The following is a 26,456-nucleotide window of genomic DNA, read 5'->3' on the forward strand; positions in this document are numbered from 1 at the left end:
AAAGAAGATTATTTGTGCCAGCAGTGCCAGTTATCGCCCAATATAGTACTAGAAATACAAATACAATACTGTCTATATTGCCTCTTCTTTAGAAGAGTGTAGATACACAAATATATTTCGTCCTTGCAGAAACAACGAAATTTATCCTGCACGCCCCTAGAGCAGACTGCGGCCGTTGCTTTTCCCTCGGATCAAGAAGTGCGCCGCCGCCCGACCACGAGTTCAGTCGACAGAAAACAGCCCTCGCCGTATTCGTACGCGTTCGCTTCGCGTCCGGCTCGGCTGAACTCGGTGGCGCCGGATTCACTCTCTCAGTCGGGTGTCGGGTTCCTCGCTCCGGACGGTCCGGGTCCATCATGACCGATATCCCGATGTCCCACAGTCCGATACCGGCCCGTCGTCTTGGGGGATCGTCGAGGCAGTCGCCATCGTCTCCGACCACGTCGCTCACAGGAAATAGCTGCCACGGGCAACAGCGGACCCAGACCCGAACCCTCCCGCCAGCGGACTGTCCCTAGCCGACTCCGGAACGCAGTGTACGGCGGTATGGCGCCTGTCGGATCTCAGCTGTCCCTGTCCGCTGGTCGTCCAAGGCGGCTTGAACTGGCACACCGGTTCAACCGGACCGGCGTACATGTCGATTGCACTGCTGCTTCACAGCCGGTAGACAGCGATCTTCAGCGGGTCGTACAGCGGCGGTCGATGCATTCGGTTGTGTGGTCCCCAGTCGAATCTGGTCCCAGACGAATCACTCGTCTATCGCTCAAAAGGTCAACTGGCACTGAACGCGTCTCCTGCTGTGTCGACCTTCGAAGTGGGCCTTACCGTGGAACGGCGCCCGTAGTCGAATCGACCACGTCCGGGAGTAGTTGATACTCCGGGCCCACGGGACCACTCGCTGCCGTCTGAACGTCCTGCCCAACGAACCAGGTACACAGTCGATGGCATGCCACCTTTCCCGCCGGAAGGGCGGTCGACCCAGTCCCGTCGTACGGAAACTGCCAGTTTCGGAATTTATCATCTATCGACATGTCCTTTTGCCGAGTGAACTACCGTCCGACAGCCACCAGATAAACGATATAGTGCTATATTGAACTGCGGTGGGAGCCGGGGCCACAGGTTCGGCAAGTAGCAATCTACAAACTAGTAACTTTCTGATATTTCTTCTGCGAATTTAGATTTCTTAGGACTATTAGCAGTAACCGAGGCTCACGGTCAGATAAAGTGTCGTCAGTTAACTCAATCCGAGTGCCTAATCCATATTTCGTAACACTCGGAACATTACCTTAGCTGCATGTTCCGCATCAGTACCAAGGTCATCAATCTCTTCTTTATCTGGATTACGAATTATTGAGTGGGCATCCGCATCTGCTGAATTTTTGAACTGTCGAATATCCCTAATAAGTTCTTTATCAAGCCCATTTGAGTATGACTGGTAGTCTTTGAGCTTATATTCTAATCCATCAAGGAGAGTACTGAAATTCTGAAATCTGCGTTGGTTTGGGATATAATACATTCTAAGATAAGAAGTGCCATACTGGTTACGGAGCAGTTCAATTACGAGATTTTCTAGAAGTTTGCGCGTCAAAACGAATGTCCCATCGTACACACCAATCCGGTAACTCTGATTGATGTTCGATATAAGGTCATCGTAGAAATCGTCTGTTGTATGTTCTATGTCGATAAACAGCTCAGTAGTTATTGTTGGAAGTCCACCAGCAACATCTGTCCGTTCTCCTTCAAGATTTTGGAGTGCGGGGTATTTTGCGATCTCACTATCATCAGCCCCGCCAACAAAATCGTAGACCCGTTTCATGAGAGCTAGACCTTTCTCTTGGTCATCCTCAATGATCTTACTGAATAACTGACGGGTTCTTTGTAGCTGGTCGTTATCACCCCATTCCCAACTTTGGAAGAATCGTTCCTGTTCCTTCGCTGTTTGATGCACACCATATTCCGTAGTTAGCATCACCCAGTCTTCATGAGATATAGACTTATTAGCTATAAAATGAGAAAACTGTGCAACCAAGGTTCGAATTGGGTCTTTTGTCATAAATTGTATCGACCGTGATTCCAACAGGACTTGCTCTCTATCTACTGGGGGATCTTGAGATTGATTATATCGCCTGCCTCAGTTGTTAAATACAGTTGGTTATCGTCAACCGTGGGCGGAGCCCATATAGCGGACTCTGTATCATAGGACCATTTTGTGTTTCCGTTAGACGGAGATAAAGCGAAGAGGACACCAGTATCACTACCTAAATAGACAGTTTCATCAATTTCAAGAGCGGGAGATAATGGCGCATACTCAGGGTCAAAAGTCCATCTGGAGTTCCCATTATTTGTGTTTATCGCGTGTAGCGGATATGACCAACTAGCAGCATAGACAGATGTATCTCCTACACTTATCGGCGTATTGAAATTACGAGTTAGTTCTGTACTCCACTCCAATTCCTGCGAATTTTTATTTATCGCTCTTACCTCACCGTTTTCTAAGGCAAAGACGAGTAAATTATCCTTTACAACTGGGGCAACAGATGGTTCAATCGTGCTCCTCATTTCCCACCGACTTGACCCATTTTGCTTATTTAGGGAGTGTATCGTCGTCCCTGCTTTGAAATATACAGAATTACTATCGACAGCGAGATTATAAACTGGGCTCTCAATCTGGACATTCCATAATTCACTCCCATCGAAATCCAGCGCCAAAACACCGTCATACGTCGGTACATAGATTATCCCATCAGCAGAGATGATATCCCCACGAACACTAGTATCTGTTTCCCAGACCGATTCACCACTTGACACTGATACGGCTTCAAGGCCGTCTAAAGAGCTGTAGACAATAGTAGAATTATTTACACAGAGTGGCTGTTCGCTACTCATATCAACCCCAGTAGAGTAACTCCAGTTTCTCTCTCCCGAGTCTGGATCATATCCTTCTATCGTCCCAGCATCATCGAGGCCACTCACTACCACCAGTTGATTATCGACTAACACTGGGGCTGGGAAATGAAATCCATTTCCAATGTTTGCAGCTGCTATAGATTCCCACTCAATAGCCGGAGTGTTCTCTGACTGATTCTCTGGGGTTTGGGGTGTTGATGAATTATCCGAGCTACATCCTGATATACTAGATAATCCTACACCCGCAAGACCGACGAGATACTTACGCCTATTCATGACATTTTAGAATAGGTCTATTTACAAAATACTTCGTTTCAATCTAATCGGTGAAATATTCGTCAAGCCGTTTTTGTGTCTCAAAACTTTCAATTTCAATCTCAGAATTTATTTCATCCCACCACTCGGCATCTTGTGGAGAAACTTCTCTAAGTACGGCATTCTCGGCGTTTCGCACCTGTCGGACGGCATCACGACGGCCCATGTGATACCGGCGTAGGTCCTCTTTCTTAGCAGCGTCCCACACTTCCAGACCCAGGTCAGTCAATTCGTAGACCTTCGCCGAGACACCTGAGGGTTGCTCTTGAAGCGACTGCTTCCACAGGTCAAGTTGCATCCCCGTAGTCAGTCGCTCGTGGATAGTGCTGGAGCTCATCAAGAGCTTCTCACGTAGGTCAGTATGCCGCTTCGGGCCGTCCCCGATATCGACTAAGATTTCCAGTGCGCCTTTCCGCTGGAGAAAGTCGATAATCTGCTTGTCCTCTATCATTGTGCGATTTGAACATCCTTCTTAGCCGAAGGCCTTTTGAGTTGTGCTGTGATATAGAATAGTGTTTGAATCAAACAGCCTTCGATAGTAGAATTATACTGGATTAGTATGATGTGTGGAATAGACTTATCCTCGGTGTCGCCACTCCCTACTAACAGTATATTTGCGGGGGTAAAGGCGCTCTTCGCTGGTATTACAGATTAGGCAATATTATAATGGGTTCTGATAGTTCGCTGGAAGCGGAGCAGTTGGTGGGGCAAGCAGATGCGCTATTTGATGTTCACGACAACGTCTCTCGGGTGATTGGCGATCTCGACCTGCCGATAGAACGCTTCCGCGACGAGTATGGGGTGTGGGGAAATGCAGGGTCAGCGTTTGATTTTGAGTCGATGTTCCGGCTGTTTCTCTACAAGGAGGTAGGGGGATTCAGCCAACAAGAAGTCGCCAAGCGGGTGGAACAGTGGCCGTATCTCCAGTCGCGGTTTGGGTTGGACCGACCGCCGACACAGCAGGCACTTTCACACACCAAACGACGACGCTTTTCGCGCCGCCTTCGGCAGTTCATACAAGATGTGGCAGTAGGTATCCACGAAGTCGCGCAGGAGGCGGGCATATCGTCTGCGGAGTTAGCCATAGGGGACACTAACCCGGACCCATCAGAGATCAGAGAGAGTCGACAACCGCTCCATCACTACGTCGATAACCACGCACCGGACGTTATCGAATCACTGTTAGACTCGGTTATCCCGGCGTTTGACACGGGTAGAGCCGCGAATGCGAAACACGACGACCGGACAGTGTGGGAGCATCAGACGCTCATGAGCTTGATGGATACGGCGGGGACGCGAGCCGCCTATCGGTCGTTCAATAAGTTCCGCTCAGATGCGCTTCACCACGATACTCACACACGGGCTGTGAAGAAGCTCGGAACGCCCGCAGACTACCAGTATACGTTCACCGATTACTCTACGACCGAGACAAACCGGACGCCGGTTCCCGACTGGCGAAGCATCGCCACCACCATTCAGGACCAGTTCAGCGGCGCTGTCGAACAGATGCTCGAACCCATCCGAGACGGCGAGATGTTCACGGAGCCGGTCGTCGCCGCCATCGACGTGACAAACGTCCCGTACCACGTCTCCCCGTGGAAGGGAGAAGAGGATATCGAGCCGAGTGACGAGCGCGTGTGGGTCAATGGACGGTCGAAAGTTCCGAAGCCCGAGTACCCGGAGATGGTCAACGGCGGCCAGGAGGACGGTGTCTACGAGTTCCAGTACGCCACTCTCACTGTCGTCGGTCGGAACACGCCGCTGGTTCTCGCCGTTGAACCCGTCCGTCACAATTCCAATTGGGAGGGTGACGACGGCGACACATCCTCATGGGCTGAGGTCGTCGACCGACTGCTTGAACAGGCCAGCGAGCTCGTCGATATTCAGCTGGTCATGGCCGACCGTGCCTTCGACGGCCACGGTGTGTTCCACGTTTTAGACCAGAAGCACGACGTGAACTATCTGATTCCAAAGAAGACGGACTCGAAGCGGCTTCGAGCGGACGCCGAGAAAGTCAGCGAAGATAGTGAACTCAAATCACTGGTCGAGCAGGACGCTTCGCTGTACGTACAGGACGATACAGCGTATCTTGACGTGGAATCTGACGAGACACTGGGTGAGAACGGGTACAGTCACGACGTGACGTTCATGCACGTCCCCGCTGATCGGAAGAAGTGGGATACGAGCCCGGAGCGAGAGATTCCCTATGCGCTGTTCGTGACAAACAGGTCGGACGATATATCTCCGATGGACGCACTCGGATTCACGAATCGGTACTCGGACAGATGGGATATCGAGATCGAGTACAAGATGATTACGCCGCTGGTGCCGTCTATTGCGTCGAGAGACTACCGGATGCGGTTCTTTTCGTTCGTGTTCTCGTGCCTACTCTACAATATGTGGCGGGTGACAGACCACTCGCTGAAGATGGTGATTTCGGAAGTGTGGGACGACTATGGCCGGGGCAAACACGAGAGACGGTCAGCCACGTTGCTACCCCTGAGCGACTATCTGGCATCGTCTATCGTTCTGTTGTTCAGCGGTGGTTTCGACCCACCGGACGTGACGGTGTGAGGTTCTGAGTTCATTTGTAACCGGTAGTGACACCTCTCGGCATTTCGACCTGTTTTTGCGGCACCTGTCCCGTGAAATCGTACTCTCGCTGTCGACCGTGACGACGAGCTATTGCTGTTGCTGAGAGTAGTCCAAATTCCGCTTTCACCCCGTGTTTCGTTTGTTATTACCCCCATCCTCCGAACCTATGCCGGGGCGCTTCGTACCGTTGATTACCCGGGGGACGTGTGACTGGATTTATACCCGACCGGTGATGATGACCGGGTATGGTCGACCTGGTTACGTTCGGCGAGACGATGCTCCGGTTCTCCCCGCCCGATGAGGAACGTCTCGAAACGGCCGACCGGTACGATGTCGACGTCGCGGGGGCCGAGTCCAACGTGGCCGTCGCCGCCCAGCGGCTGGGGGTAGACAGCGCCTGGCTCTCGAAGCTCCCGGACTCCCCTGTCGGCCGGAAAGTCACCGCTGACCTCCGGAGCCACGGCGTTTCGGTGGACGTCGTCTGGGACGATTCACCCGAGCGGCGACAGGGCACGTACTACCTAGAGCGGGGGCGCCCCCCGCGAGGGAGCGAAGTGACCTACGACCGCGCACACGCGAGTGTGACGACGGCGACGGTAGACGAACTCCCGACATCGGTACTTGCCGACGCGGACTGTCTCCATACGACGGGTATCACGCCCGCACTCTCGGAAACCCTGGCTGGGACGACCGCCGAACTGCTCCAGCGGGCACGAGCAAACGGGGTCCACACGAGCTTCGACGTCAACTTCCGTTCGAACCTCTGGGAGCCATCTGAGGCGAGGAACGTGCTTGTCGACCTGTTTCCGGACATAGATATTCTGGTCGTCGCCGAGCGCGACGCGCAGGTCGTCCTCGGCGCTGACGGCGGCGCCGAATCCATCGCCCGAGAGCTCGACGAGCAGTACGGCTTTGAAGTCGTCGTCGTCACCCGCGGTGGCGACGGGGCGCTGGCGTTCACCGATGGCTCGGTGTTCACCCAGCCGACCTACGAGGCGTCCGACGCCTATCCCGTCGGGACCGGCGACGCGTTCGTCGGTGGCTTTCTCTCACAGTATCTCGACGGCGAGCCGGTCCCGGAGGCGCTCGCGTGGGGCGCGGCGACCGCCGCGCTCAAGCGGTCGGTCCCCGGCGACGTGGCGATCGTCTCACCGGCCGAGGTCCGTGACGTGATCGACGGGGACACCGAGGCGCTGTCCCGATAGTCGACAGCCGGCACGCGAAAACTGGGGTGTCTAATAAGCTTCTTATCCCCTGGCTCGGTACGGGGGAGTATGATTCAACTACCGACAGCGTTTCACTCGCCTTCTGTAGGGGGACTCGCCGATGCGTAGCGCCAAGATCGTCTGTACGCTCGGCCCGGCGAGCGACTCCGTCGAACAGATAGAGGCCCTGGCGGAGGCGGGGATGTCCGTCGCCCGGCTCAACGCCAGCCACGGGTCGCCCGAACACCGCCGGACCATGATAGACCGCATCAAGGAGGTCGACGAGCGGGTCGACACGCCGGTCGCCTCGATGCTCGACATGCCCGGGCCCGAGGTCCGGACCGCTCCGATCGAGGAGCCGATCCAGCTGTCGGCCGGGTCGACGGTCCGCTTTGTCGTCGGCGACGACGCCACCCCCGAAGAGGTCGGCCTCTCCCAGTCCATCGGTAGCGCCGGCCCGGGCGACCGCGTTCTGCTTGACGACGGTCGCATCGAGACCACCGTCGAGAGCGTCGACGGCGACACCGTGGTCGCTCACGTCGAAAACGGCGGCAAACTGGGCGGTCGGAAAGGCGTCAACGTCCCCGGCGTCGACCTGGACCTGTCGACGATCACCGAAAACGACCGGAAGGAAATCGAGGTCGCCGCCGAGAAGGAGCCCGATTTCGTGGCCGCCTCTTTCGTCCGCGACGGCGACGCCATCTACGAGATAAACGAGGCTCTAGAGGAGAAAGGGGTCGACATCCCCATCATCGCGAAGATAGAGCGTGCGGGCGCGGTCGAGAACATCGACTCTATCATCGACGCCGCCTACGGTATCATGGTCGCCCGGGGCGACCTCGGCGTCGAGATGCCCCTCGAAGACGTCCCGATAATCCAGAAGCGCGTCATCCGGAAGTGTCACCAGGCCGGCGTCCCCGTCATCACGGCGACGGAGATGCTTGACTCGATGGTACACTCCCGCCGACCAACGCGTGCGGAGGCCTCAGACGTGGCCAACGCCGTGCTGGATGGCACCGACGCCGTGATGCTGTCGGGCGAGACGGCAATCGGCGACCACCCCGCCCGCGTCGTCGAGACGATGGACCGCATCGTCCGGGATGTCGAGAGCAGCGAGGAGTACGCCGAGTCGCGCGAACAGCGCATCCCCAACGCCGGCGACACCCGAACCGACGCGCTGGCCCGCTCGGCGCGCTTCCTCGCGCGCGACATCGAGGCGGACGCCGTCGTCGCCGCCTCGGAGTCGGGGTACACGGCGCTGAAAGCCGCGAAGTATCGACCGTCGATCCCCATCGTCGCCTCGACGCCCAGCGAGCGGGTCCGTCGGAAGCTCGCGCTCTCCTGGGGTATCATCCCCGTCACAACCAGATACACTGAGGACGGGGCCGACGCCGTCATCCAGAGCGCGGTGCAGGCCGCCCTGGACACCGACGCCGCAGACGGCGGGGACACCGTCGTCGTCCTCTCGGGGATGATGACTGAACTGGACGGGATGAACACCGCGAACATGCTGAAGGTCCACGTCGCCGCCGAGACGGTCACAAGCGGGCGGTCCGTCGTCGAGGGGCTGGTGACCGGGCCTGTCTACCACGTCGGTGGCGGCGACATCTCCGACGCACCGGAAGGGGCACTTCTCGTCGTGCCACGTGGGTTCGACGGGGAGTTCTCCGGCGACACCGAGCGTATCGGCGGGATCGTCGACGCCCACGAGGGCATCACGAGCTACGCCGCCATCGTCGCTCGCGAGCTATCGATTCCGATGATCTCCGACGCGGCACTTCCGGACACCGCTGACGGCGACGTCCTCACCCTCGATGCCGAGCGTGGCGTCGTCTACGAGGAGTCCGCCACCCGCGAGCAGCTCCCGGACCGATAGTTACCGCGAATCTGTGCAGTTAAGTACTCAAAGGGACACCGTCTGACCAAATGGGCGCATACGCTGGGGTCGACCTCGGTGCGACGCATATCAGGGCTGTCATCGGCGACGCGGACGGGGCAATCATCGCCTCCCACAAGCGGGATACCCCTCGCGGGCCGACCGGTATCGACGTGACCGAGGCCGTCCTCGACGCCCTCCGGGGTGCGTGTGAGGCCGCCGACGTCGCGCCGTCGGAGGTCGTCGCGTCCGGAATCGCCTCCTTTGGCCCGCTTGACCTGGCTGGTGGCGCCGTCGAGAACCCCGCGAACCTCCCGGACTCAATCGACCGCATCCCCCTCGTCGGGCCCGTCGAGAACCTCTTCGATACCGAGCGGGTCTACCTCCACAACGACGCCAACGCAGGGGTCATCGGCGAGCGCTACTACGCCGACCGGAACCCCGACGATATGGCGTATCTTACCATCTCCTCGGGCATCGGTGCCGGCGTCGCCGTCGACGGGAACGTCCTGCGGGGGTGGGACGGGAACGCCGGCGAAGTCGGCCACCTCACGGTCGATCCACACGGCTTTATGACCTGTGGCTGTGGCCACGACGGCCACTGGGAAGCGTACTGCTCGGGCGAGAACATCCCCGATTATGCGACCCGGCTCCACCGGGAAGACCCCGTCGAGACCGCCCTCCCAATCGACACGGAGGGCTTTACCGCGGCCGATGTCTTCGAGTACGCCGGTGAGGACGAGTTTGCGACCCACGTCTTAGAGCAGATTTCCCACTGGAACGCTATCGGCGTCGCCAACATCGTCCACGCCTACGCGCCGCTTGTCATCTCTGTCGGCGGCGCCGTCGCTATCAACAACCCCGACCAGATCATAGACCCCATCCGGGAGCGCCTTGACGACATGGTGATGTCGAACATCCCGGACATCCAGCTGACGACATACGGTGACGACGTCGTGGTACGCGGGGCCCTGGCCTCGGCGCTGACCGGGGGCACCGGCGACACGTCGTCGGGCCGCTAGCCGAGGTCGTAGAGCCGCCGGAACACCGTCGGCGGGAACCGCGGTTCGACGCGACTGGGCGGTCTGCCCTGTCCGCTCTGTGTCGTCGCCTGGACGCGCTCGACGACCCCTGCTTCGGCCATCTCGTACAGGAACCGCTTTACTGTCCCCGGCGAGAGGTCGACGCTTTCCGCGCCGCCGATTGCTGCGGTGGTCGCCGTGACGGAGGACCGCTCTGTCTCTTCGAGGTCGACGAGCTCCCGTAGCACGGCCTGTCTGTTCGCGGGCAACGCGAGGACGATTCCAAGTGACACGCAGGGTCTCGGGATTTCGTCGATAGCCGCTGTGACATCTTCGCTGGTGAGCGTGGACTGGTCCGCTTTCTCGGCGTAGTGGGTCGCGATAAACAGTGCGGCCAGGGCGTCGTGGGCGTTCCCGTCGGCCCACGCGGCGATCTCGTTGGCGAGGTCGTGGTCGATCGCCTGCTGGGAGAGGCCGATAGAGGCCCGTGTCATCAACACGTCGACGAGCATCTGCTGTTTGTACGGGTCGACGCGGATGGACTCGGCAGTGTACTCCGTGAGTTCGGTCTCGGCGGGCCGTTTCCGGCCTATCGCCAGCCAACTTACGTTGCTTGGCAGGCCGGCAAACAGGTCGACGAGGTCGTTCTCCGAGGCGCTCCGTGGTTCGCCCACGTGGTCGACAGCGACGACGACGCCCGTCCGGGCCCCGTCCAGTTCGTCGTGGAGACGCGCCCGCAGTGTGTCCGTCCCGATACCGTGTTCGGGGACCGTCTCCTCGACCAGTGCGTCGAGTACCGCGTGATAGAAGGCGAACTCGCTTGTGGTCTGTCTGGTGTCCAGGTAGACAAACGAGGGCGAGGCAAGCGCCTGGGCCCGCGTCGTCGTGTGGATGATGGTCCGTGTTTCGGTCGGTAGCTGGTCGAGCTGCCTGAAAAGGGCCGTAACCACGGCGCTCTTGCCGACCCCGCTGGGGCCGTACAGATACGCGTTCGCGGGCAGCTTCCCGTCGAAAACCGGATCCAGATGGTCGAGCAACCGCTCAAGCAGCGGCCCCCTGTCGGCCGGCTCGTCGATGTGTGTCACCGGCGACAGCGACTCGTAGTCCTGAACCAAGCGTGGCTCGCCGTCGTGTTGCTGGCGTCGCTTGATTCTGGCTTCTATATCCATTGGTGCTACAGTTGTCTCCGGCTACGGGCTTTGTACAAAAATGGAATCCGATGTGGTGTCCCGGTTAGAAGGGGACGAACAGTGCTCGCTGCGTGACACCGGCGACGCCCAGGATCCCGATGATGAGCGTGGTCACGAAGATGCCGAACGCAGGCGGGTCGACGTGGGTGTCACCGTGTGCGTAGAACACACGCTGGCCGGCCTCACCGATGAGGGCACCGGCGATACCGAAGACGCCGCCCATGACGAGCGCGACGAGCTGGGACGTCCCAGTCGGGTCGGCCACGAACGCGGCCGCACCGGCGCTGCCGGGCAGAGTCATGTGGTGGGTGACCGGAATCTTCTCGACGCCGAGGTTGAGGAAGGTCAGCGACGCCGCGGAGATACCGAACCCGAGGAACATGCTCCCCGTCGTGATGACGAGGAAGCCACCGAGCAGACCGGCGACGAGGCCGATCATGGCGACGTTGCCCCACTTGTACTGGTGGGGGAGCCACGGCTCGACGGCCGGGCGCATGACTTCGCTACCACCGTCGGCGGCGACCTCTTCGCCGTTCTCGAACGGCGTCATGTCGAAGTAACCGCTGCCGCCGGGCGACCCGAACAGCGAGTAGCCAAAGACCACTCGGTGGACGAGCGCCGAGAAGAACACCGTAAACGCGATGGTGTCGAAGGCGACGGCCGTGGCGACGAGGTTGCTCAGCAGGACGTTACAGAGTGCGCCGAAGATACCGAAGGCACCACCGACGGCGAGGACGTCCGGGCGCGTACCGAGCGCGTAGGCGATGTCCTTCCCGGGGTGGTAGCCGCCGTCTTCCTGTGGCGGCATGGCGCCTTCCTTCTTGGCTGCGTAGGCGGCCGCGGCCGCACCGCCGGCGAAGGCGATATGCGGACCGAAGACCGGGCCGAAGCCGACGAGGCCGGTTATCCCGGACGAACCGAGTTCGACTGCCGAGCCTTCCGTCACGACGCTCACGAGGTTGGCCGCTTCCCCGGCGATGACCGCGAAGCCGGTGAAACAGAACGCGGGCAGTGCGCCGATGGCCGCACCGAACGCGCCGCCTGCGAAGGCCGCTATCAGCCAGTAGGCGAACTCCGCACCCGTTCGCCCACCGAGGACGTCTATCTGGAGGAGTACTGGGTCCACCATGGTTTATTCCTCCTGTGCCCAGTCGAGGGACTTCTCGACGGCGTCGTCCCAGCGGCTGTAGAGCTTGTCCGCCTTGGAACTGTCCATCTCGGGGCTGAACTCGCGGTCGATCTGCCAGTTGTCACGGAGTTCGTCGACGGTGTCCCAGTAGCCCACGGCCAGGCCGGCGGCGTACGCCGAGCCCAGGGCGGTGGTCTCGTCGACCTCGGGTCGCGCGATGTCCGTCTGGATGATGTCGGACTGGAGCTGACAGAGGAAGTTGTTCTTGACTGCACCGCCGTCGACCCGCAGCGTCGTCGTCTCGACGCCCGAGTCTTCTTCCATCGCCTCCGCGATGTCGCGGGTCTGGTAGGCGATAGATTCCAGCGTCGCACGGACGATGTGTTCTTTGCGGGTGCCACGGGTCATACCGACGATAGTCCCGCGTGCGCGGCCGTCCCAGTGGGGAGCGCCCAGGCCGGTGAAGGCCGGCACCATGTAGACGCCGTCCGTGGAGTCCACGGAGCGGGCCAGTTCCGCCGTCTGGGCGGCGTTGTTGATCAGGTCCACGTCTTCGAGCCACTCGATCGCCGCACCGGTGATGAAAATCGAGCCCTCCAGCGCGTACTGGACCGGCTCGCCCGACATCTGGAACCCGATGGTCGTCAGGAGCCCGTTGTCCGAGGCGACGGCCTCGGTCCCGGTGTTCATCAGGTAGAACGAACCGGTCCCGTAGGTGTTCTTCGCGTCACCCTCGTCGAAACAGGTCTGGCCGAACAGCGCGGCCTGCTGGTCACCCAGCGCGCCCGCGACCGGCACTTCCGCGCCCAGGAATCCGTCGGCGTCCGTGGAGCCGTAGGTGTTCTCGTCGGAGGACGGGCGGACTTCCGGCACCATCGATTTGGGCACGTTGAACTCATCGAGGAGCTCGTCGTCCCACTCGAGGTCCCGGATGTTGTACAGCATCGTCCGGGAGGCGTTCGAGACGTCCGTGATGTGGTTGCCGGTGAGGTTGTAGATAACCCACGTGTCGATGGTCCCCATGAGGAGTTCGCCCTGCTCGGCTCGTTTGCGAACGTCCTCGCCGCGGGAGGCTTCCATCTTCAGCGGTTCGGCGTTGTCGAGGATCCACTCGGTCTTGGTCGCCGAGAAGTACGCGTCACATTCCAGACCCGTCTTCTCGCGGATCCACTCGACTTTGCCCTCTTCCTGAATCTCCTCGACGCGGTCGGTCGTCCGGCGGTCCTGCCAGACCAGCGCGTTGTGGACCGGCTTGCCGGTCTCCTTGTCCCATACAATCGTGGTCTCACGCTGGTTCGTGATCCCGATGGCCTCGAGTTGCTCGGGGTCGAGGTCGGCCTCGTCGAGACCCGTCGTCACGACGTCTTTGGTGTTTTCCCATATCTCCATCGGGTCGTGCTCGACCCAGCCGGGCTCCGGGTAGATCTGTTCGTGTTTCTCGTACGCGTTCGCGACGACCTGACCGCTGTGGTCGAATACCATAAAGCGGGTTCCGGTCGTCCCCTGATCGATCGCACCGACGTATGTGTCTGCCATTGTGTGTGTTCTCCGTTGGGCGGACCTTGTTTATCCAAGACCCCGCCTTGAGAGTAAACAATATAGTGAATCATTATAAAGATTACTGCTGGCGTCGGAGAGGTAGTAAAAAACACCGAGAACGGGCTGAGAGATGCTCAAGAGCGGGAATATGGCATATTTGGAATAGCCTAACTGATATTATTGCGCAATACTATATCCTGGTTGAAAAATATCTCCCTGCCTGCAGGCCGCTCGGGCGCGGTTGAAACCGATATTACGGCAAATATTGCGATGAAATCGCCCTCCCGGACCGAGGCGCGGCGTAGAGCCAGTAAAATATATGATAAATAATGCCTGTCGCGCAGTCATGACCTATCCCGGCCAGCCGCCATGCAGTTCGCTCGCCCGTCCGTCACTGGGTGCTTGCCACACACTGTCGGGACCGCGCCTGAAACGACGCCGGTCAGGACAGGCCGGGAGTTGGAAGTCGACACACTAGGCAATCGGTCTCAGCCGCTCGGGACAGCACTGACCGTTCGAGATGCGTCGACGCCGTCAGTTCATCGTCCGATAGCCCGACCAATCCGTCGCCTGCACCGATACCCGTATAGCTTTCGTGAGCGTGCGCGCGATGATAGGGAAAAATTCGGGTGCGGCAGGGGCGGACTGCACCTATCGACGCCGGAAATAAGTAATCGCCTGACCTATCTACTCGTGTTAGTGGTATTTCTCCGTTACGCACAGACGGGTCGCACTCGACTCCCAGTCGGTGCGTGGTGCGGTTGATTTTGCAACCTGCTGACTGACCAGTATCCCGCCACAGCGAACCCGTTCCCGCGACCCGACGTAACATTCATGATTACTAATAAAATTTACTGGCGGACCCCTGTTTAGCGGTAAAATAAAGTGTATGCGAGCCAAAGCCGAGGTATAACAGATGGCACAGACACCACACATCGCCGTCATCGGCGGCGGTTCGACCGGTATCGGCATCGCCCGCGACCTCGCCATGCGGGGGCTCGATGTCACGCTGGTCGAACAGGGGAACCTAACACACGGAACGACCGGACGGATGCACGGGCTGCTCCACAGCGGGGGCCGCTACGCCGTGGCGGACCAGGCCAGTGCGACCGAGTGTATCGAGGAAAACCGGGTCCTGCGGGACATCGCGAGTCACTGTGTCGAGATGACCGGTGGGCTGTTCGTCAAACGCCCCGAAGACTCGGAGGAGTACTTCCAGAAGAAACTCGAGGGCTGCAAGGAGTGTGGCATCCCCGCGGAGGTCATCTCCGGCGAGGAGGCCCGCGCGATGGAGCCCCATCTCGCGAAAGACGTCGAGAAGGCGATCACCGTTCCCGACGGGGCCATCGACCCGTTCCGACTGGTCGTGGCGAACGCGGCAAGCGCCGAGGAACACGGCGCCCGCATCGAGACCCACTCGAAGGTGACAGACCTCATCATCGAGGACGACGAGGTCGTCGGCCTCGAAGTCGAACACGACTCGGGCTCGGGCAAGCGCATCCACGGCAAGGAGGGCGGCACCGAGGAGATACGCGCTGACTACGTCGTCAACGCGACGGGGGCGTGGGCCGGCCGCATCGGCGACATGGCCGGCGTCGACATCGCGGTGCGCCCCTCGAAGGGCGTGATGACCATCATGAACATCCGGCAGGTCGACACGGTCATCAACCGCTGCAAGCCCAAGGGCGACGCCGACATCGTCGTCCCCCACGAGACGACCGCCATTCTGGGCACGACCGACGAGGAGGTAGAGGACCCCGAGGACTACCCCGAGGAGGGGTGGGAAGTCGACAAGATGATAGACACCCTCAAAGAGCTGGTGCCGATGCTCGACGAGGCCCGGACCATCCGGTCGTTCTGGGGCGTGCGTCCGCTGTACGAGCCCCCGGACGTGGGCAGCGACGACCCGACGGACATCACCCGGGACTACTTCCTGCTCGACCACGACGAACGCGACGACCTGCAGGGGATGACCTCCATCGTCGGCGGGAAGTTCACGACCTACCGGATGATGGGCGAGGAGATATCGGACCACGTCTGTGCCAAGTTCGGTATCGACGCCGAGTGTCGCACCGCCGACGAGCCCCTGCCGGGCAGCGAGGACTTCTCGGTGCTGCGCGACTACATGGACGAGTTCGGCCTCCGGTCGCCCATCGGCCGCCGGAGCGTCGAACGGCTGGGCTCGCGAGCCGACGACGTGCTCAAGACCAGCGACCCGAACCCCACCGTCTGTAACTGCGAGGGCGTCACCCGCGCCGAGGTCCAGGACGCCATCGAACAGTCCGGCTCGGACCTGAACGCGGTCCGCATCCGGACACGCGCCTCGATGGGGAACTGCCAGGGCGGCTTTTGCTGTAGCCGACTCGCGAGCGAGCTCCACGGCGAGTACAGCGAAGATATCGCCCGCGAGGCCTGGGACGAACTGCTGCAAGAGCGCTGGAAGGGCCAGCGCCACGCGCTGTGGGGCGAGCAGCTCTCACAGGCCGCGCTGAACTACGCGCTGCACGCGACCACGCAGAACCGCGACAACGACCCGGCCGACGGCGAGCCGGTCGACTTTGCCGCCTTCGACAGCGGCGTGCGCGCGGGCGAGGCTTCGGGGACTGCGGACGTGGCCGCCGACGGGGGGACACGGAATGGCGATTAACTCCGAGGTACTGGTCATCGGCGGCGGGCTCGCTGGGCTGACCAGCGCGCTCAAAGCCGCCCGCGAGGGCGCGGACGTACGGCTCGTCTCGTACAAGCAGAGCTCACTGCGCCACGCCTCCGGGCTGGTCGACCTGCTGGGCTACACGCCCGACGGCGAAGGGCCGGTAACCGACCCCTACGCCGCGATGGGCGACCTGCCCGAGGAACACCCCTACCGGCAGGTCGGCGTCGAGACCGTCCGGGAGTCGATGTCGCTGTTCGACGAGGTGACCGACTATCGGGGCGACCACACTGACACCAACGCCCTGGTCCCGACACACGGCGGGACGATTAAACCGACGGCGCGCTACCCGACCGGAGCCGCCGCCGGGCTGGCCAGTGACGACCGCGACGTGTTGCTCGTCGGGCTCGAATCGATGGTCGATTTCGACGCGCCACACGCCGCCGCACACCTCGAAGCCACGGGCGTCCCCTTCGACGTTCGGGGCGAAACGATTCGGTTCCCGGGGGACCTGCAGGCCGACGCAAAGATAACCCGCTACGCCAAGCTACTGGACAACAACGGCGACGTGGCCGTTCGAGGCCGCAAGAAGGGCGCCCGCGACGCGCTGGCCGAACGGGTAAACACCGTCAGAGACACGGAGAAACGGGTCGGCTTCCCGGCCATCCTCGGGGACGCCCACACTGACGCTGTCCGGGCGGCCTTGGAGGACAAAATCGGCGCCGATGTCTTCGAGGTCCCGATGGGACCGCCGTCGCTGCCGGGACTCCGGCTCGAAGACGCCCTCTTCGAGGCCTTAGACGAGGCCGGCGCGAGCTTCGAGACCGGCAACCCGGTCGTTGACTTCGACGCCGACGGCGACCGCATCGAGACCGTCTACATCGAGAAAAACGGCGCGCGAATCCCCAACAGCGCCGACCAGTACGTCCTCGCGACGGGCGGGCTGGTCGGCAAGGGCATCGAGTCCGACCGCGAGGCCGTCGAGGAGCCAATCTTCGACTGTCACATCGAACACGGCGAGGACCGCTACGAGTGGTTCGACGGCGACGCCTTCGGCGACCATCCCTTCGCCAGTTTCGGTGTCGAGACCGACGAGACCCTGCGGCCGCTGACCGCCGACAGCGCGGTCCAGTTCGAGAACCTGCGGGCCGCGGGCTCGGTGCTTGGCGGCTACGACTTCGCCGCAGAGAAGTCCGGTAGCGGAGTGTCGATTGCGACAGGCTACGTGGCGGGCGAGAACGCCGCAGCGGAGGCACGATGAGCGACGCACAATCCCCAACAGACTTCGACCCAGTCGAACCGAACACGGGCGAGGACTTCGAGCCGGTCGACGTCTTCCCCGACAGCAACGACTTCGACCTGCGACCCGGCGCCGACTCCTGTTTCAAGTGTTCGGTGTGTGACACCAACTGTCCGGTCGCCGAGGTCGACGACGAGTTCCCCGGGCCGAAGTTCCAGGGTCCGGAGCAGTGGCGGCTCAAACAGACCGACGACGACTACGAGATAGACGACTCCGTGATGTCGTGTTCGAACTGCATGCGCTGTGACAACGCCTGCCCGTCGGGCGTCCCGCTGTCGCAGATGCACAACACGGCCCGCGGGGAGTACGTCAGCGAGCAGATGGACAAGTTCTCCGTCGAGTACATCCGCAACCGCATCCTCGCGAACTACCGCACGTCGGCGGCCATCGCGAGCAAGGTCCCCAAACTGGCAAACTGGGGGATGAACTTCGGGCCGGCCCGCTGGTTGATGGAGAAGACGCTGGGTGTCACCAAAGAGCGGGAGTTCCCCGAGTTCGCCGAGGAGACGTTCCGCGAGTGGTGGACAAAGCGCGGTGGCGCCGACGCCTCCCGCCGCAACGCCCAGCAGCGCCGCGAGGAGCTGGGACTGGACCGCGACGCCGACAAGAAGGTCGCGTACTTCCATGGCTGCTACTCGAACTACAACTCCCCGAACGTCGGCCAGGCCATGGTCCGGGTGTTCGAACACTACGGCTACGAGGTCGTCGCGCCCGAGCAGAAGTGCTCCGGGACGCCGATGTTCGCCAACGGGATGTTAGACGACGCCCGCCGCCACGCCGAGGTCAACGTCTCCTCGATGTCCGACCTCGTCGACCAGGGGTACGACGCCATCGCGTCGTGTACCTCCTGTTCGATGGCGCTGCGCCAGGAGTATCCCGAGCTGTTCGACATCGACGGCATCGACAAGGTCGCCGAGAACACCTTCGAGTCCCTGGAGTATCTGCGCATTCACGAGGACATCAAGGAAGACATCCAGGAGACCGAGGTTTCCGGCGAGCTGGCCGAGGAGTTCGCCTACCACGCGCCGTGTCACGCCCGAAACCAGGGGCTCGAACGCCAGAGCGTCGAGCTGTTCCGCGATCTGGAGGGCGCCGGCATCGAGGACGTCGGGGAGTCCTGTTCGGGCATCTCGGGCACCTACGGCTGGAAAGAGGAGAAATACGAGAAGTCCATGGAGATCGGCGAGGAGATGTTCGAACACATGGAACACGCCGAAGGCGAGGTCGGCATGACCGAGTGTCCAACCTGTGCGAGCCAGATGGAACACGGCACCGGCTACGAGATTCGCCACCCGCTCGAACTGCTGGAAGCCGCGCTTGTGAAGTAACCGACCGCGCTTTTCCTGTCGACGTTTCCCGGGTTTCAGTGCCCCAGTGACACACGTGTTGCCCGAACGACGGGCCGTGGGCTCCGGCTATGGCGAATCCGCAGAAAACACGGTGGGAGTCGGTTACTCGTCGCCGCGGACGAAGGTCACGGGGCAGGGGGCCGACAGCATGACCTCCTGGGCGACCGAGCCGAAGACGGCCTTGCCCGTCGGCGAGCGCTTGCGGCCGCCGACGACGACGAGGTCGGCGCTGATATCTTTCGCGAGGGCGACGATTTCGTCGCCGTGGTCGCCGACCGACCCCCGGACGCTTGTGGGGATGTCGGCCTCGGTCAGCAGCTCGCGCAGCTCCCGGATAGTCGTGTGGCGGTCGGCGACCTCGTCCGGGTCGGCCTCGGCGACGGCGGAGAACTCCAGCCGGTCGACGACGTTCTCGTACTCGTCGTCGGTAAAGACGTGCGCGACGACCACGTCGGCCCCGGCCGGGCCCGCGATGTCGATTACGGTGTCTGCCAGCTCTTCGGTTCGGTTCGCGTCGTTGGGCCCTACGGCGAGAAGCAGCGTTTCGAGTGCCATATCGGATATGTTCCCCACCGGAGCCTAAGTCCTTTGGCAAAGACGACGGCTACTGTACCACGTATCCGGACGGTTACCCGGTATTTTTCATCCCGGCGGCGATGCCCTGGACCGTCAGCCGCAGCGTCCGTTTCTCGGTCTCCGTGAGGTGAGACTGTGCGAGCAGGCGGACCTGCAGCAGGTTCAGCGGGTCGACGTAGGGGTTACGGCGTTCGAGGTTCTCCTCCAGCCACTCCCGGGAGAGGAGGCCGTCGCGCTGGGTGATATCGAGGACGAGGTCGACGGTTTCCTCGTACTCGTCCTTGAGCCGCGGGAAGATACGCTCGCGGAGGTCGTCGTCGGCGAGGTCGGCGTACTCCTCGGCGATGTCGAAATCGGTCCGGGCAAGCGCGAGCGAGGCGTTGTCGATTTTCGTCCGGAAGAAGGGCCACTCCTCGTACATCTCCTGGAGCGTCTCGATGTCGCCGCCGTCTTCGAGGTAGGCGTTCAGCCCGGTGGCGATGGAGTACCAGCCGGGGATGATACAGCGAGCCTGGGTCCAGGAGAACACCCACGGGATGGCCCGGAGGTCGTCGACGCTGCGGTCCTCGCTGCGGGAGGCCGGCCGCGAGCCCATGTTGAGGTTCTCGATGACGGTGATGGGCGTGGCCTGTTCGAAGTAGTCGACGAAGCCGTCAGTCTCCAGCAGGTCCTGGTACTCCTCTCGGGCGGCGGGCGCGGCCGTCTCCATGGCCTCGCGCCACGACTCCGGGATCTCCTCGACGGGGTCGCCCATCGCGTTGTGGCGGGCCCGGACCTGCGCGTTGAGCATCTGCTCTAGGTTGCGCTCGGCGATGTCGTGGTTTGCGTACTTCTCGGCGATGGCCTCGCCTTGCTCGGTGAACTTTATCTGGCCGGTGACGGTCTCGTTTGGCAGCGCGAGCATCGCGTCGTTCATCGGCCCGCCGCCGCGAGAGATAGAGCCGCCGCGGCCGTGGAACAGCCGCATGTCGACGTCGAAGTCGTCGGTAATCGCTGCCAGGCGCTTCTGGTTGTTGTACAGCGACCAGTTGGCGGCCAGGAAACCGTTCTCCTTGTTGGAGTCCGAATAGCCAAGCATTATCTCCTGGATGCCGGCGCGGGCGTCCAGGGCCATCTGGTAGGCCTCGTTCTCGAAGAGGGTGCCCATGATGCGTCGGGCGCCGGAGAGTGCGTACTCCGATTCCAGCAGCGGGACGATGTCCAGCCCGCAGTAGCCGGGCAGGTCGACGATGCCGACCTGGTCGGCGAGAAACAGGACCTCAAGCACGTGGCTCGGTTCCTCACACCAGGAGATGGCGTAGGTGTCGATGGCGTCGACGCCGAACTCGTCCTGCCAGTCGGCCGTCTTGCGGAACCGCCGCAGCACGCGGGTCGAATCGTCCGAGAGGCCGGTCGCGTCCTCCATGTCGATGACCGAGCCGTCCTGCAGGATGGCCTCCGTGAGGAACTCGACGCGTTCGTCCTCGTCCATCCCGGCGTAGTCGATGCCCTGTCGGTCCATCGCCTCGGCGATGGCGTCCGTGTGCATCTTCCGGTGGTCGCGGAGGTCAAGCCCCGCAAGCGAGAAGCCGAAGGTGTCGACCTTTCGAATGAGGGGGTCGACGTGGGACTCGGCGATGACCTCGGCGTTGTTCTCCCGGAGGCTCTCGGCGATGGCCCGGAGGTCCGTCAACAGTTCCTCGTGGTTCTCGTAGCCGCCCTGTCGCACGTCGCTGACCCGTAGCACCGACTCGCGCATCAGCTTGAGCTTCTGGCGGTAGGGCTCGTCGGGATAGCGCTCCTCGGCCTCGCTGGCGACGCCGGGCAGTCGCTCCTTGTGCTTGCCCAGTCGCTCGTCGAAGGTGGCGTCGGTTGTGATGTTCGAGGCGTCCTGGCTGAGGACGCCCGAGAGCTCCTTGAGCTTGTTGCGGTACAGCGGCAGGATGGTGTCGCGCTGGCGTTCCAGGGTCTCCTCGGTGACCTCCGGCGTCACGAAGGGGTTGCCGTCGCGGTCCGACCCGGCCCACGAGCGGAACTCGTAGAGCTTGGGGACGTCGATGTCCTCGTCGTACCGGTCCTCGATGGCCCGTTCCAGCTCGTCGTACACCTCGTCGATGACCTCAAAGAGGACGTTTTCGAGGTACCACTGGACGTTCAGCGCCTCGTCGGTCACCTCGGGGCGGCGCTCGCGGACCTGGGGCGTCTGCCAGAGGCTCGTCACCTCGGCGGCGAGGTCGCGTTCGACCCGTTCTTCCTCGCGGTCGGTCAGCCGAGTCTCGTCCAGCTGCTCGAGATCCCGGGCGACCGCCCGGAGCTTCGCCTTCACGGTCTTCCGGCGGGCCTCGGTCGGGTGGGCGGTGAAGGTCGGCTCGATGAGCACGTCCTCTAGGACCTGCTCTAGCTCCGCCGCGCCGGCATCGCGTTCGTCCAGAATGTCGACGGCCTCCTCGACGCTGTCGGCGAGGATGCCCTCCTGGCTCCCCTCTCTCGTCTCCCGCACTCGCTCGCGCTCCTCGGCGAGGTTGATGAGCTCGAAGTACGTGGTAAAGGCACGGGCGACGATGTCCTGCATCTCGGGGTTGAGGCGGTCGAGAGTGCGACCGACCTCCTCGCGGGTCTCGGCGTCGCCGCGCCGGTACTCGATCGAGGCCTTTCGCGTCCGTTCGACGATCTCGAACGCTTCAGTCGAAGATTGGGCCTCGAGAACGTCACCCAGGAGCTCGCCAAGCTCCCGTACGTCTTGGTTTATCTCTCTGGCGTGCAAAGTCATACCAGTCCCTCCAAATGCGAAGCCTAAAACATTATTGAATCAGGGAGGTACTGCACCGCGGTTCCCTGTGGTTGTTCATGAGAAACCGGTTTCTGAACCTATTCACGGAGTTGAATTTTCGGATGTGAGAGAGTGTGTGCCAGACTCGCCCGGCCGGCCGCCGGGCGCGCACCGACACAGTTTGAAACGGGCGGGCCGCGTAGTCCCGCTATGTCAACTGCGACCAACGACGGCGTCCGCCTGTCCTACGAACGCGACGGGCCGCCCGAGGCCGAGACAGTCGCCTTCGTCGAGGGGCTGGGCTACGGCCGCTGGATGTGGCGCTGGCAGCGCCGGGCCCTCGGGGAGTACGACGCGGTTCTGTGGGACAACCGCGGGACCGGCGACTCCGACACGCCGGAAGGCCCCTACACCATCGGCGAGATGGCCGACGACCTCGCGGCCGTACTGGACGACGCCGGCGTCGAGTCGGCCCACGTCGTCGGGGCCAGTATGGGCGGGATGATAGCCCAGCAGTTCGCCCTCGACCACGGGCGGGCCGACTCGCTGACGCTGTTGTGTACGACGCCCGGCGGCCCCGAGGCGGTACCGACGCCGGAAGCGACACGGCAGCGTATCTTCGACGTGCCCGAGGAGTACGACGAGCGGGAACGGCGCCGCCACAAGATGGCGCCGGCGATGACGGCGTCGTTCATGCGGGACAACGCCGACCTCGTCGAGCGCATCATCGACTGGCGAATCGAGAGCGACGCGAGCGAGCGGGCGCTTGCCTGGCAGGCCGCCGCCGTCGAGGCCTTCGACGTGTCGACTCGACTCGGCGATATCACCGTGCCGACGCTCGTCGTCCACGGCTCCGCCGACAGGGTCGTCCCCGTCGAGAACGGCCGCCTGCTGGCCGACCGGCTCCCGAGCGCCCGCTACCGGGAGCTCGACGGGGCGCCGCATCTGTGCTTCATCGAGCGGGCAGACGAAGTCAACGACGCGCTCCGGGGGTTCCTGGCCGATGTCTGAGTTCACGGACGGCCCGCAGGCCTGGGTCGGCGCCTGGAGCGAGAAGCGGGCCCAGTTGACCCCCGACCGGGTGGGACTGGTCGACGCTACGACGGGCGAGCGGTTCACGTACGCGACACTTGATAGGCGGGCCAACCGCGCGAGCCGGCTGCTGCGGGCGGCGGGCGTAGAGCGCGGCGACCGCGTCGCCGTCGTCTCGCGGAACCGTCCGGAACTGGTGGACCTGTTCCTCGCGACGGCCAAGACCGGGAGCGCCCTCGCGCCGCTTTCCCACCGGCTCGCGCCGCCCGAACTCGCCGCGTTGGTAGACCGGGTCGACCCCGACCTGCTCGCGGTCGAGTCGCCGTTTTTGCCCGAAACGCGGTCAGCACTCGCCGACGCGGACACCGCGGCACCGACCGTTCTGGGTATCGAAGCCGGCGACGACGCTGGCACGGGCGACGCACCTGCCGACACAGCGACCTACGCGGCTGAACTGCCCGACGACGACAGCTCCGTTGCGACGCCCGACCTTGCGCCCGACGACACCCATCTACTCCTGCACACCGGCGGCTCGACCGGGACGCCGAAGGAGACGGCCGTCAGCCATCGCGCGGTCGTCTGGAACTCGCTGAACACCATCGTCTCGTGGGGGCTGCGCGACGACGACGTGACGCCGCTTACCTTCCCCATGTTCCACACCGGCGGCTGGAACGTCGTCACGGTCCCTGTCTGGCACATGGGCGGGACAGTAGTGATAGCCCGCGAGTTCGACCCCGGCCAGTTGCTCGCTACTGTCGAACGGGAAGGAGCCACAGTTCTCGTGGCGGTGCCCGCCGTCCTGCGTATGCTGACCGACCACGACGACTGGGTGGCCACCGACCTCTCGTCGCTGCGACTCGTCAAATCCGGCGGCGGCCCCTGCCGGGGGTCCGTCATGGAGACGTGGTGGGACCGCGGTATCGACCTCTCGCAGGGGTACGGGCTCACCGAGTGTGGCCCGAACAACTTCGCGATGCCCGACGGCTGGCCGGGGACGAAAGCCGACACCGTCGGCAAGCCGGCGATGCACGTCGACGCCCGCATCGTCGACGACGGCGAGCCCGTCGAGACCGGCGCCGTCGGCGAGCTCGAACTGCGCTCGCCCCACGCGGCCACAGGGTATCTCGACAGCGAGGAGAGCGCGGCGACGTTCGGTTCCGGGTGGGTGTCCACGGGCGACCTCGCCAGCGTCGACGCCGACGGCTACTACCGCATCGAGGGCCGCAAGAAGGATATGTTCGTCAGCGGCGGTGAGAACGTCTACCCGGCGGAGATCGAATCCGTTCTCACTGAACACGACCAAATCGACGAAGTGGTCGTCGTGCCGGTGGCCGACGACCGGTGGGGCGAGGTCGGCAAAGCCGTCGTCGAGGGCGACAACTCGCTGACGCTCGCCGACATCGAGTCGTTCTGTGAGGGCCGACTCGCGGGCTACAAGGTCCCGAAACACCTGGCGTTCGTCGACGAGATGCCCACGTCGGGCCCGGAGAAAGTCGACCGGCAGGCCATCGGAGAGCGGTTCGGAAGCGAATAAGAACCGGTTAGCAGGGCGGTCCTGCGCTTTGTCGAACGCCGTGGAGCGACGCTCCACGTCTTCGACCCGTCTCAGGCCTCGTCGAAGAGGGTGTCGCCTTCGACCATGTGTTCCTCGACGGCGTCCATGTCCAGCGTAAGGCCCAGGCCGGGCTCCTCCGGAATCTCGATGTAGCCGTCCTCGATGACGGTCTCTTCGACCAGGTCCTCCCACCAGCCCAGCTCGTAGGAGTGGTACTCGACGGCAAGGGAGTTCGGGACGGCCGCGCCGACCTGTGCGCTGGCCATCGTCGCCACCGGGGAGGCGACGTTGTGCATCGCGACCGGCATGTAGTACTGGTTCGCTACGTCGGCGATTTTGCGCGTTTCGCGCATCCCGCCGACTTTCGGGAGGTCCGGCGCGACCATGTCGACGGCCTGGTTCTCGATGAGCCGGCGCTCCTCGGTCACGCGGTAGCGGTTCTCGCCGACGGTGATGGGCGTCGTCGTCGACTTGGTGACCTCCTCCTGGACTTCGAGGTTCTCCGGCGGGACGGGGTCTTCGAGCCACCAGACGTCGTACTCCTCGATGGCCTCGGCCAGTCGTTTCGCGGAGCCACCCGAGAACGTCCAGTGGCAGTCGAAGGCCACGTCGGCCTCGTCTTTGACCTCCTCGGTGACTTTCTCGACGATTTCGGCCTTGTGTCGGACCTCACCGGAGCGGAGGTGACGGTTCGCGCGGTCTTTCTCCAGGCCGCTGGGCACGTCGAGGTCGAACTTCAGGGCGTCGTAGCCCAGCTCGTCGACCACGCGGCGGGCCTCGTCGGCACAGGCGTCGGGGTCGGCCTCCTCCTCGGTGTGGCAGTCACAGTACACCCGCATCTCGTCGCGGTATTTCCCGCCCAGGAGCTGGTAGGCGGGGACATCCAGAATCTTCCCGGCCAGGTCGTGCAGCGCGACCTCGATACCGGCGATGGCGGTGACCGTGACGCCCTCGACAGACCCCTCGCCGGACATCTTCTGAATCAGGTGCTCGTAGAGCCGGTCGATGTCGAGGGGGTTCTCGCCGACGACGAACGGCTTCATCCGCTCGATGAGTTCGGGGACGCCCGCGCCCCAGTAGGCCTCGCCGGTGCCGACGACGCCGGCGTCGGTGTAGATACGGACCAGCGTCCACGGGAAGTTCCCGTCGACCATCGTGGTCTGGATGTCCGTGATCTCTACGTCCCGACCGCCGCCCCGCTTGGCCGTGGTCCCCATGGTTTCAGCGGACAGCTCTCGCATCGTATACTCCGCGTTGGGGTCGTGCAGATCGGCATAATCAACGTCGTTCGCGTTTCCCATGCGGGTGGCTTGCTTGCCCCCTCACAAAAACCTAGAGGATAGGCAGATACGGCCGTGGTTCGAGAGCCTCGCAGTGTGGCACCGATTCCGTCACGGTTCGCTCCCGCCCTGACGCGTCGCCACAGGACCGTCCCGGAGACAACTGTCAGCAGGCGGCGGGCCCGTC

The 26,456-nt window shown here is 62.4% G+C and carries 18 protein-coding genes; 9 read left to right on the top strand and 9 right to left on the bottom strand.

The window, feature by feature from the left end; translation table 11 throughout:
* Positions 1-1,252: 1,252 nt before the first annotated feature.
* From VJ162_RS02165 to VJ162_RS02175, 3 genes are read right to left on the bottom strand one after another with little or no spacing between them, the layout of a single operon-like run.
* A complete protein-coding gene (locus VJ162_RS02165; protein ID WP_324662085.1) occupies positions 1,253-2,053 on the bottom strand; it encodes a hypothetical protein in 801 nt (266 codons plus the stop codon).
* A 41-nt stretch (positions 2,054-2,094) separates the two neighbouring features.
* On the bottom strand, positions 2,095-3,183 hold the full coding sequence (locus tag VJ162_RS02170) for an outer membrane protein assembly factor BamB family protein (RefSeq protein WP_324662086.1): 1,089 nt from the start codon (positions 3,181-3,183) through the stop codon (positions 2,095-2,097).
* A 43-nt stretch (positions 3,184-3,226) separates the two neighbouring features.
* A complete protein-coding gene (locus VJ162_RS02175) occupies positions 3,227-3,673 on the bottom strand; it encodes a hypothetical protein (protein ID WP_324662087.1) in 447 nt (148 codons plus the stop codon).
* A 215-nt stretch (positions 3,674-3,888) separates the two neighbouring features.
* Between VJ162_RS02175 and VJ162_RS02180 the strand changes: the two genes are divergently transcribed.
* From VJ162_RS02180 to VJ162_RS02195, 4 genes are all read left to right on the top strand, one after another.
* A complete protein-coding gene (locus tag VJ162_RS02180) occupies positions 3,889-5,796 on the top strand; it encodes a hypothetical protein (RefSeq protein WP_324662088.1) in 1,908 nt (635 codons plus the stop codon).
* A gap of 266 nt (positions 5,797-6,062) precedes the next feature.
* Complete coding sequence (kdgK1, locus tag VJ162_RS02185; protein ID WP_324662089.1) at positions 6,063-7,022, top strand: bifunctional 2-dehydro-3-deoxygluconokinase/2-dehydro-3-deoxygalactonokinase; 960 nt, start codon at positions 6,063-6,065, stop codon at positions 7,020-7,022.
* Between the two features lie 121 nt (positions 7,023-7,143).
* Positions 7,144-8,898, top strand: coding sequence for a pyruvate kinase (pyk, locus tag VJ162_RS02190; RefSeq protein ID WP_324662090.1), 1,755 nt, complete (start codon positions 7,144-7,146; stop codon positions 8,896-8,898).
* Positions 8,899-8,948: 50 nt separating this feature from the next.
* On the top strand, positions 8,949-9,920 hold the full coding sequence (locus VJ162_RS02195; protein ID WP_324662091.1) for an ROK family protein: 972 nt from the start codon (positions 8,949-8,951) through the stop codon (positions 9,918-9,920).
* Here the strand turns inward: VJ162_RS02195 and VJ162_RS02200 are convergent.
* The 3 genes from VJ162_RS02200 to glpK all read right to left on the bottom strand — a co-directional run bounded on the left by VJ162_RS02200 (position 9,917) and on the right by glpK (position 13,775).
* Complete coding sequence (locus VJ162_RS02200) at positions 9,917-11,089, bottom strand: Cdc6/Cdc18 family protein (RefSeq protein ID WP_324662092.1); 1,173 nt, start codon at positions 11,087-11,089, stop codon at positions 9,917-9,919. The two genes, VJ162_RS02195 and VJ162_RS02200, sit on opposite strands and share 4 nt — an antisense overlap.
* 64 nt (positions 11,090-11,153) lie before the next feature.
* Positions 11,154-12,239, bottom strand: coding sequence for a hypothetical protein (locus tag VJ162_RS02205; RefSeq protein ID WP_324662093.1), 1,086 nt, complete (start codon positions 12,237-12,239; stop codon positions 11,154-11,156).
* A gap of 3 nt (positions 12,240-12,242) precedes the next feature.
* On the bottom strand, positions 12,243-13,775 hold the full coding sequence (gene glpK, locus VJ162_RS02210) for a glycerol kinase GlpK (protein ID WP_324662094.1): 1,533 nt from the start codon (positions 13,773-13,775) through the stop codon (positions 12,243-12,245).
* Between the two features lie 919 nt (positions 13,776-14,694).
* On the opposite strand from glpK, the gene glpA reads away from it, so the two are divergent.
* Genes glpA through VJ162_RS02225 form a run of 3 tightly spaced genes read left to right on the top strand, consistent with a single transcriptional unit; the run spans position 14,695 to position 19,056 of the window.
* Complete coding sequence (gene glpA / locus VJ162_RS02215) at positions 14,695-16,425, top strand: anaerobic glycerol-3-phosphate dehydrogenase subunit GlpA (RefSeq protein ID WP_324662095.1); 1,731 nt, start codon at positions 14,695-14,697, stop codon at positions 16,423-16,425.
* Positions 16,415-17,689, top strand: coding sequence for a glycerol-3-phosphate dehydrogenase subunit GlpB (glpB, locus tag VJ162_RS02220; RefSeq protein WP_324662096.1), 1,275 nt, complete (start codon positions 16,415-16,417; stop codon positions 17,687-17,689). Before glpA ends, glpB begins: the two co-directional genes overlap by 11 nt.
* A complete protein-coding gene (locus tag VJ162_RS02225; protein WP_324662097.1) occupies positions 17,686-19,056 on the top strand; it encodes an anaerobic glycerol-3-phosphate dehydrogenase subunit C in 1,371 nt (456 codons plus the stop codon). The genes glpB and VJ162_RS02225 overlap by 4 nt, the downstream gene beginning before the upstream one ends.
* A gap of 123 nt (positions 19,057-19,179) precedes the next feature.
* On the opposite strand, the gene VJ162_RS02230 is transcribed toward VJ162_RS02225, so the two are convergent.
* Both VJ162_RS02230 and ppc read right to left on the bottom strand, forming a co-directional pair.
* Positions 19,180-19,632, bottom strand: coding sequence for a universal stress protein (locus VJ162_RS02230; protein ID WP_324662099.1), 453 nt, complete (start codon positions 19,630-19,632; stop codon positions 19,180-19,182).
* 73 nt (positions 19,633-19,705) lie between these two features.
* A complete protein-coding gene (gene ppc / locus VJ162_RS02235) occupies positions 19,706-22,402 on the bottom strand; it encodes a phosphoenolpyruvate carboxylase (protein WP_324662100.1) in 2,697 nt (898 codons plus the stop codon).
* Positions 22,403-22,612: 210 nt separating this feature from the next.
* Between ppc and VJ162_RS02240 the strand changes: the two genes are divergently transcribed.
* Together VJ162_RS02240 and VJ162_RS02245 are read left to right on the top strand one after the other, a co-directional pair.
* The gene (locus VJ162_RS02240) at positions 22,613-23,413 is read left to right on the top strand and encodes an alpha/beta fold hydrolase (protein ID WP_324662101.1); all 801 of its coding nucleotides are present in this window, start codon (positions 22,613-22,615) and stop codon (positions 23,411-23,413) included.
* Positions 23,406-24,968, top strand: a complete 1,563-nt coding sequence (locus VJ162_RS02245; protein ID WP_324662103.1) for a class I adenylate-forming enzyme family protein — start codon at positions 23,406-23,408, stop codon at positions 24,966-24,968. Before VJ162_RS02240 ends, VJ162_RS02245 begins: the two co-directional genes overlap by 8 nt.
* 71 nt (positions 24,969-25,039) lie before the next feature.
* Here the strand turns inward: VJ162_RS02245 and VJ162_RS02250 are convergent, their stop codons facing one another.
* On the bottom strand, positions 25,040-26,290 hold the full coding sequence (locus VJ162_RS02250) for a mandelate racemase/muconate lactonizing enzyme family protein (protein ID WP_324662104.1): 1,251 nt from the start codon (positions 26,288-26,290) through the stop codon (positions 25,040-25,042).
* Positions 26,291-26,456: the final 166 nt, after the last annotated feature.

This window comes from Haloarcula sediminis, from assembly GCF_035656455.1.
GTDB classification, from domain to species: domain Archaea; phylum Halobacteriota; class Halobacteria; order Halobacteriales; family Haloarculaceae; genus Haloarcula; species Haloarcula sediminis.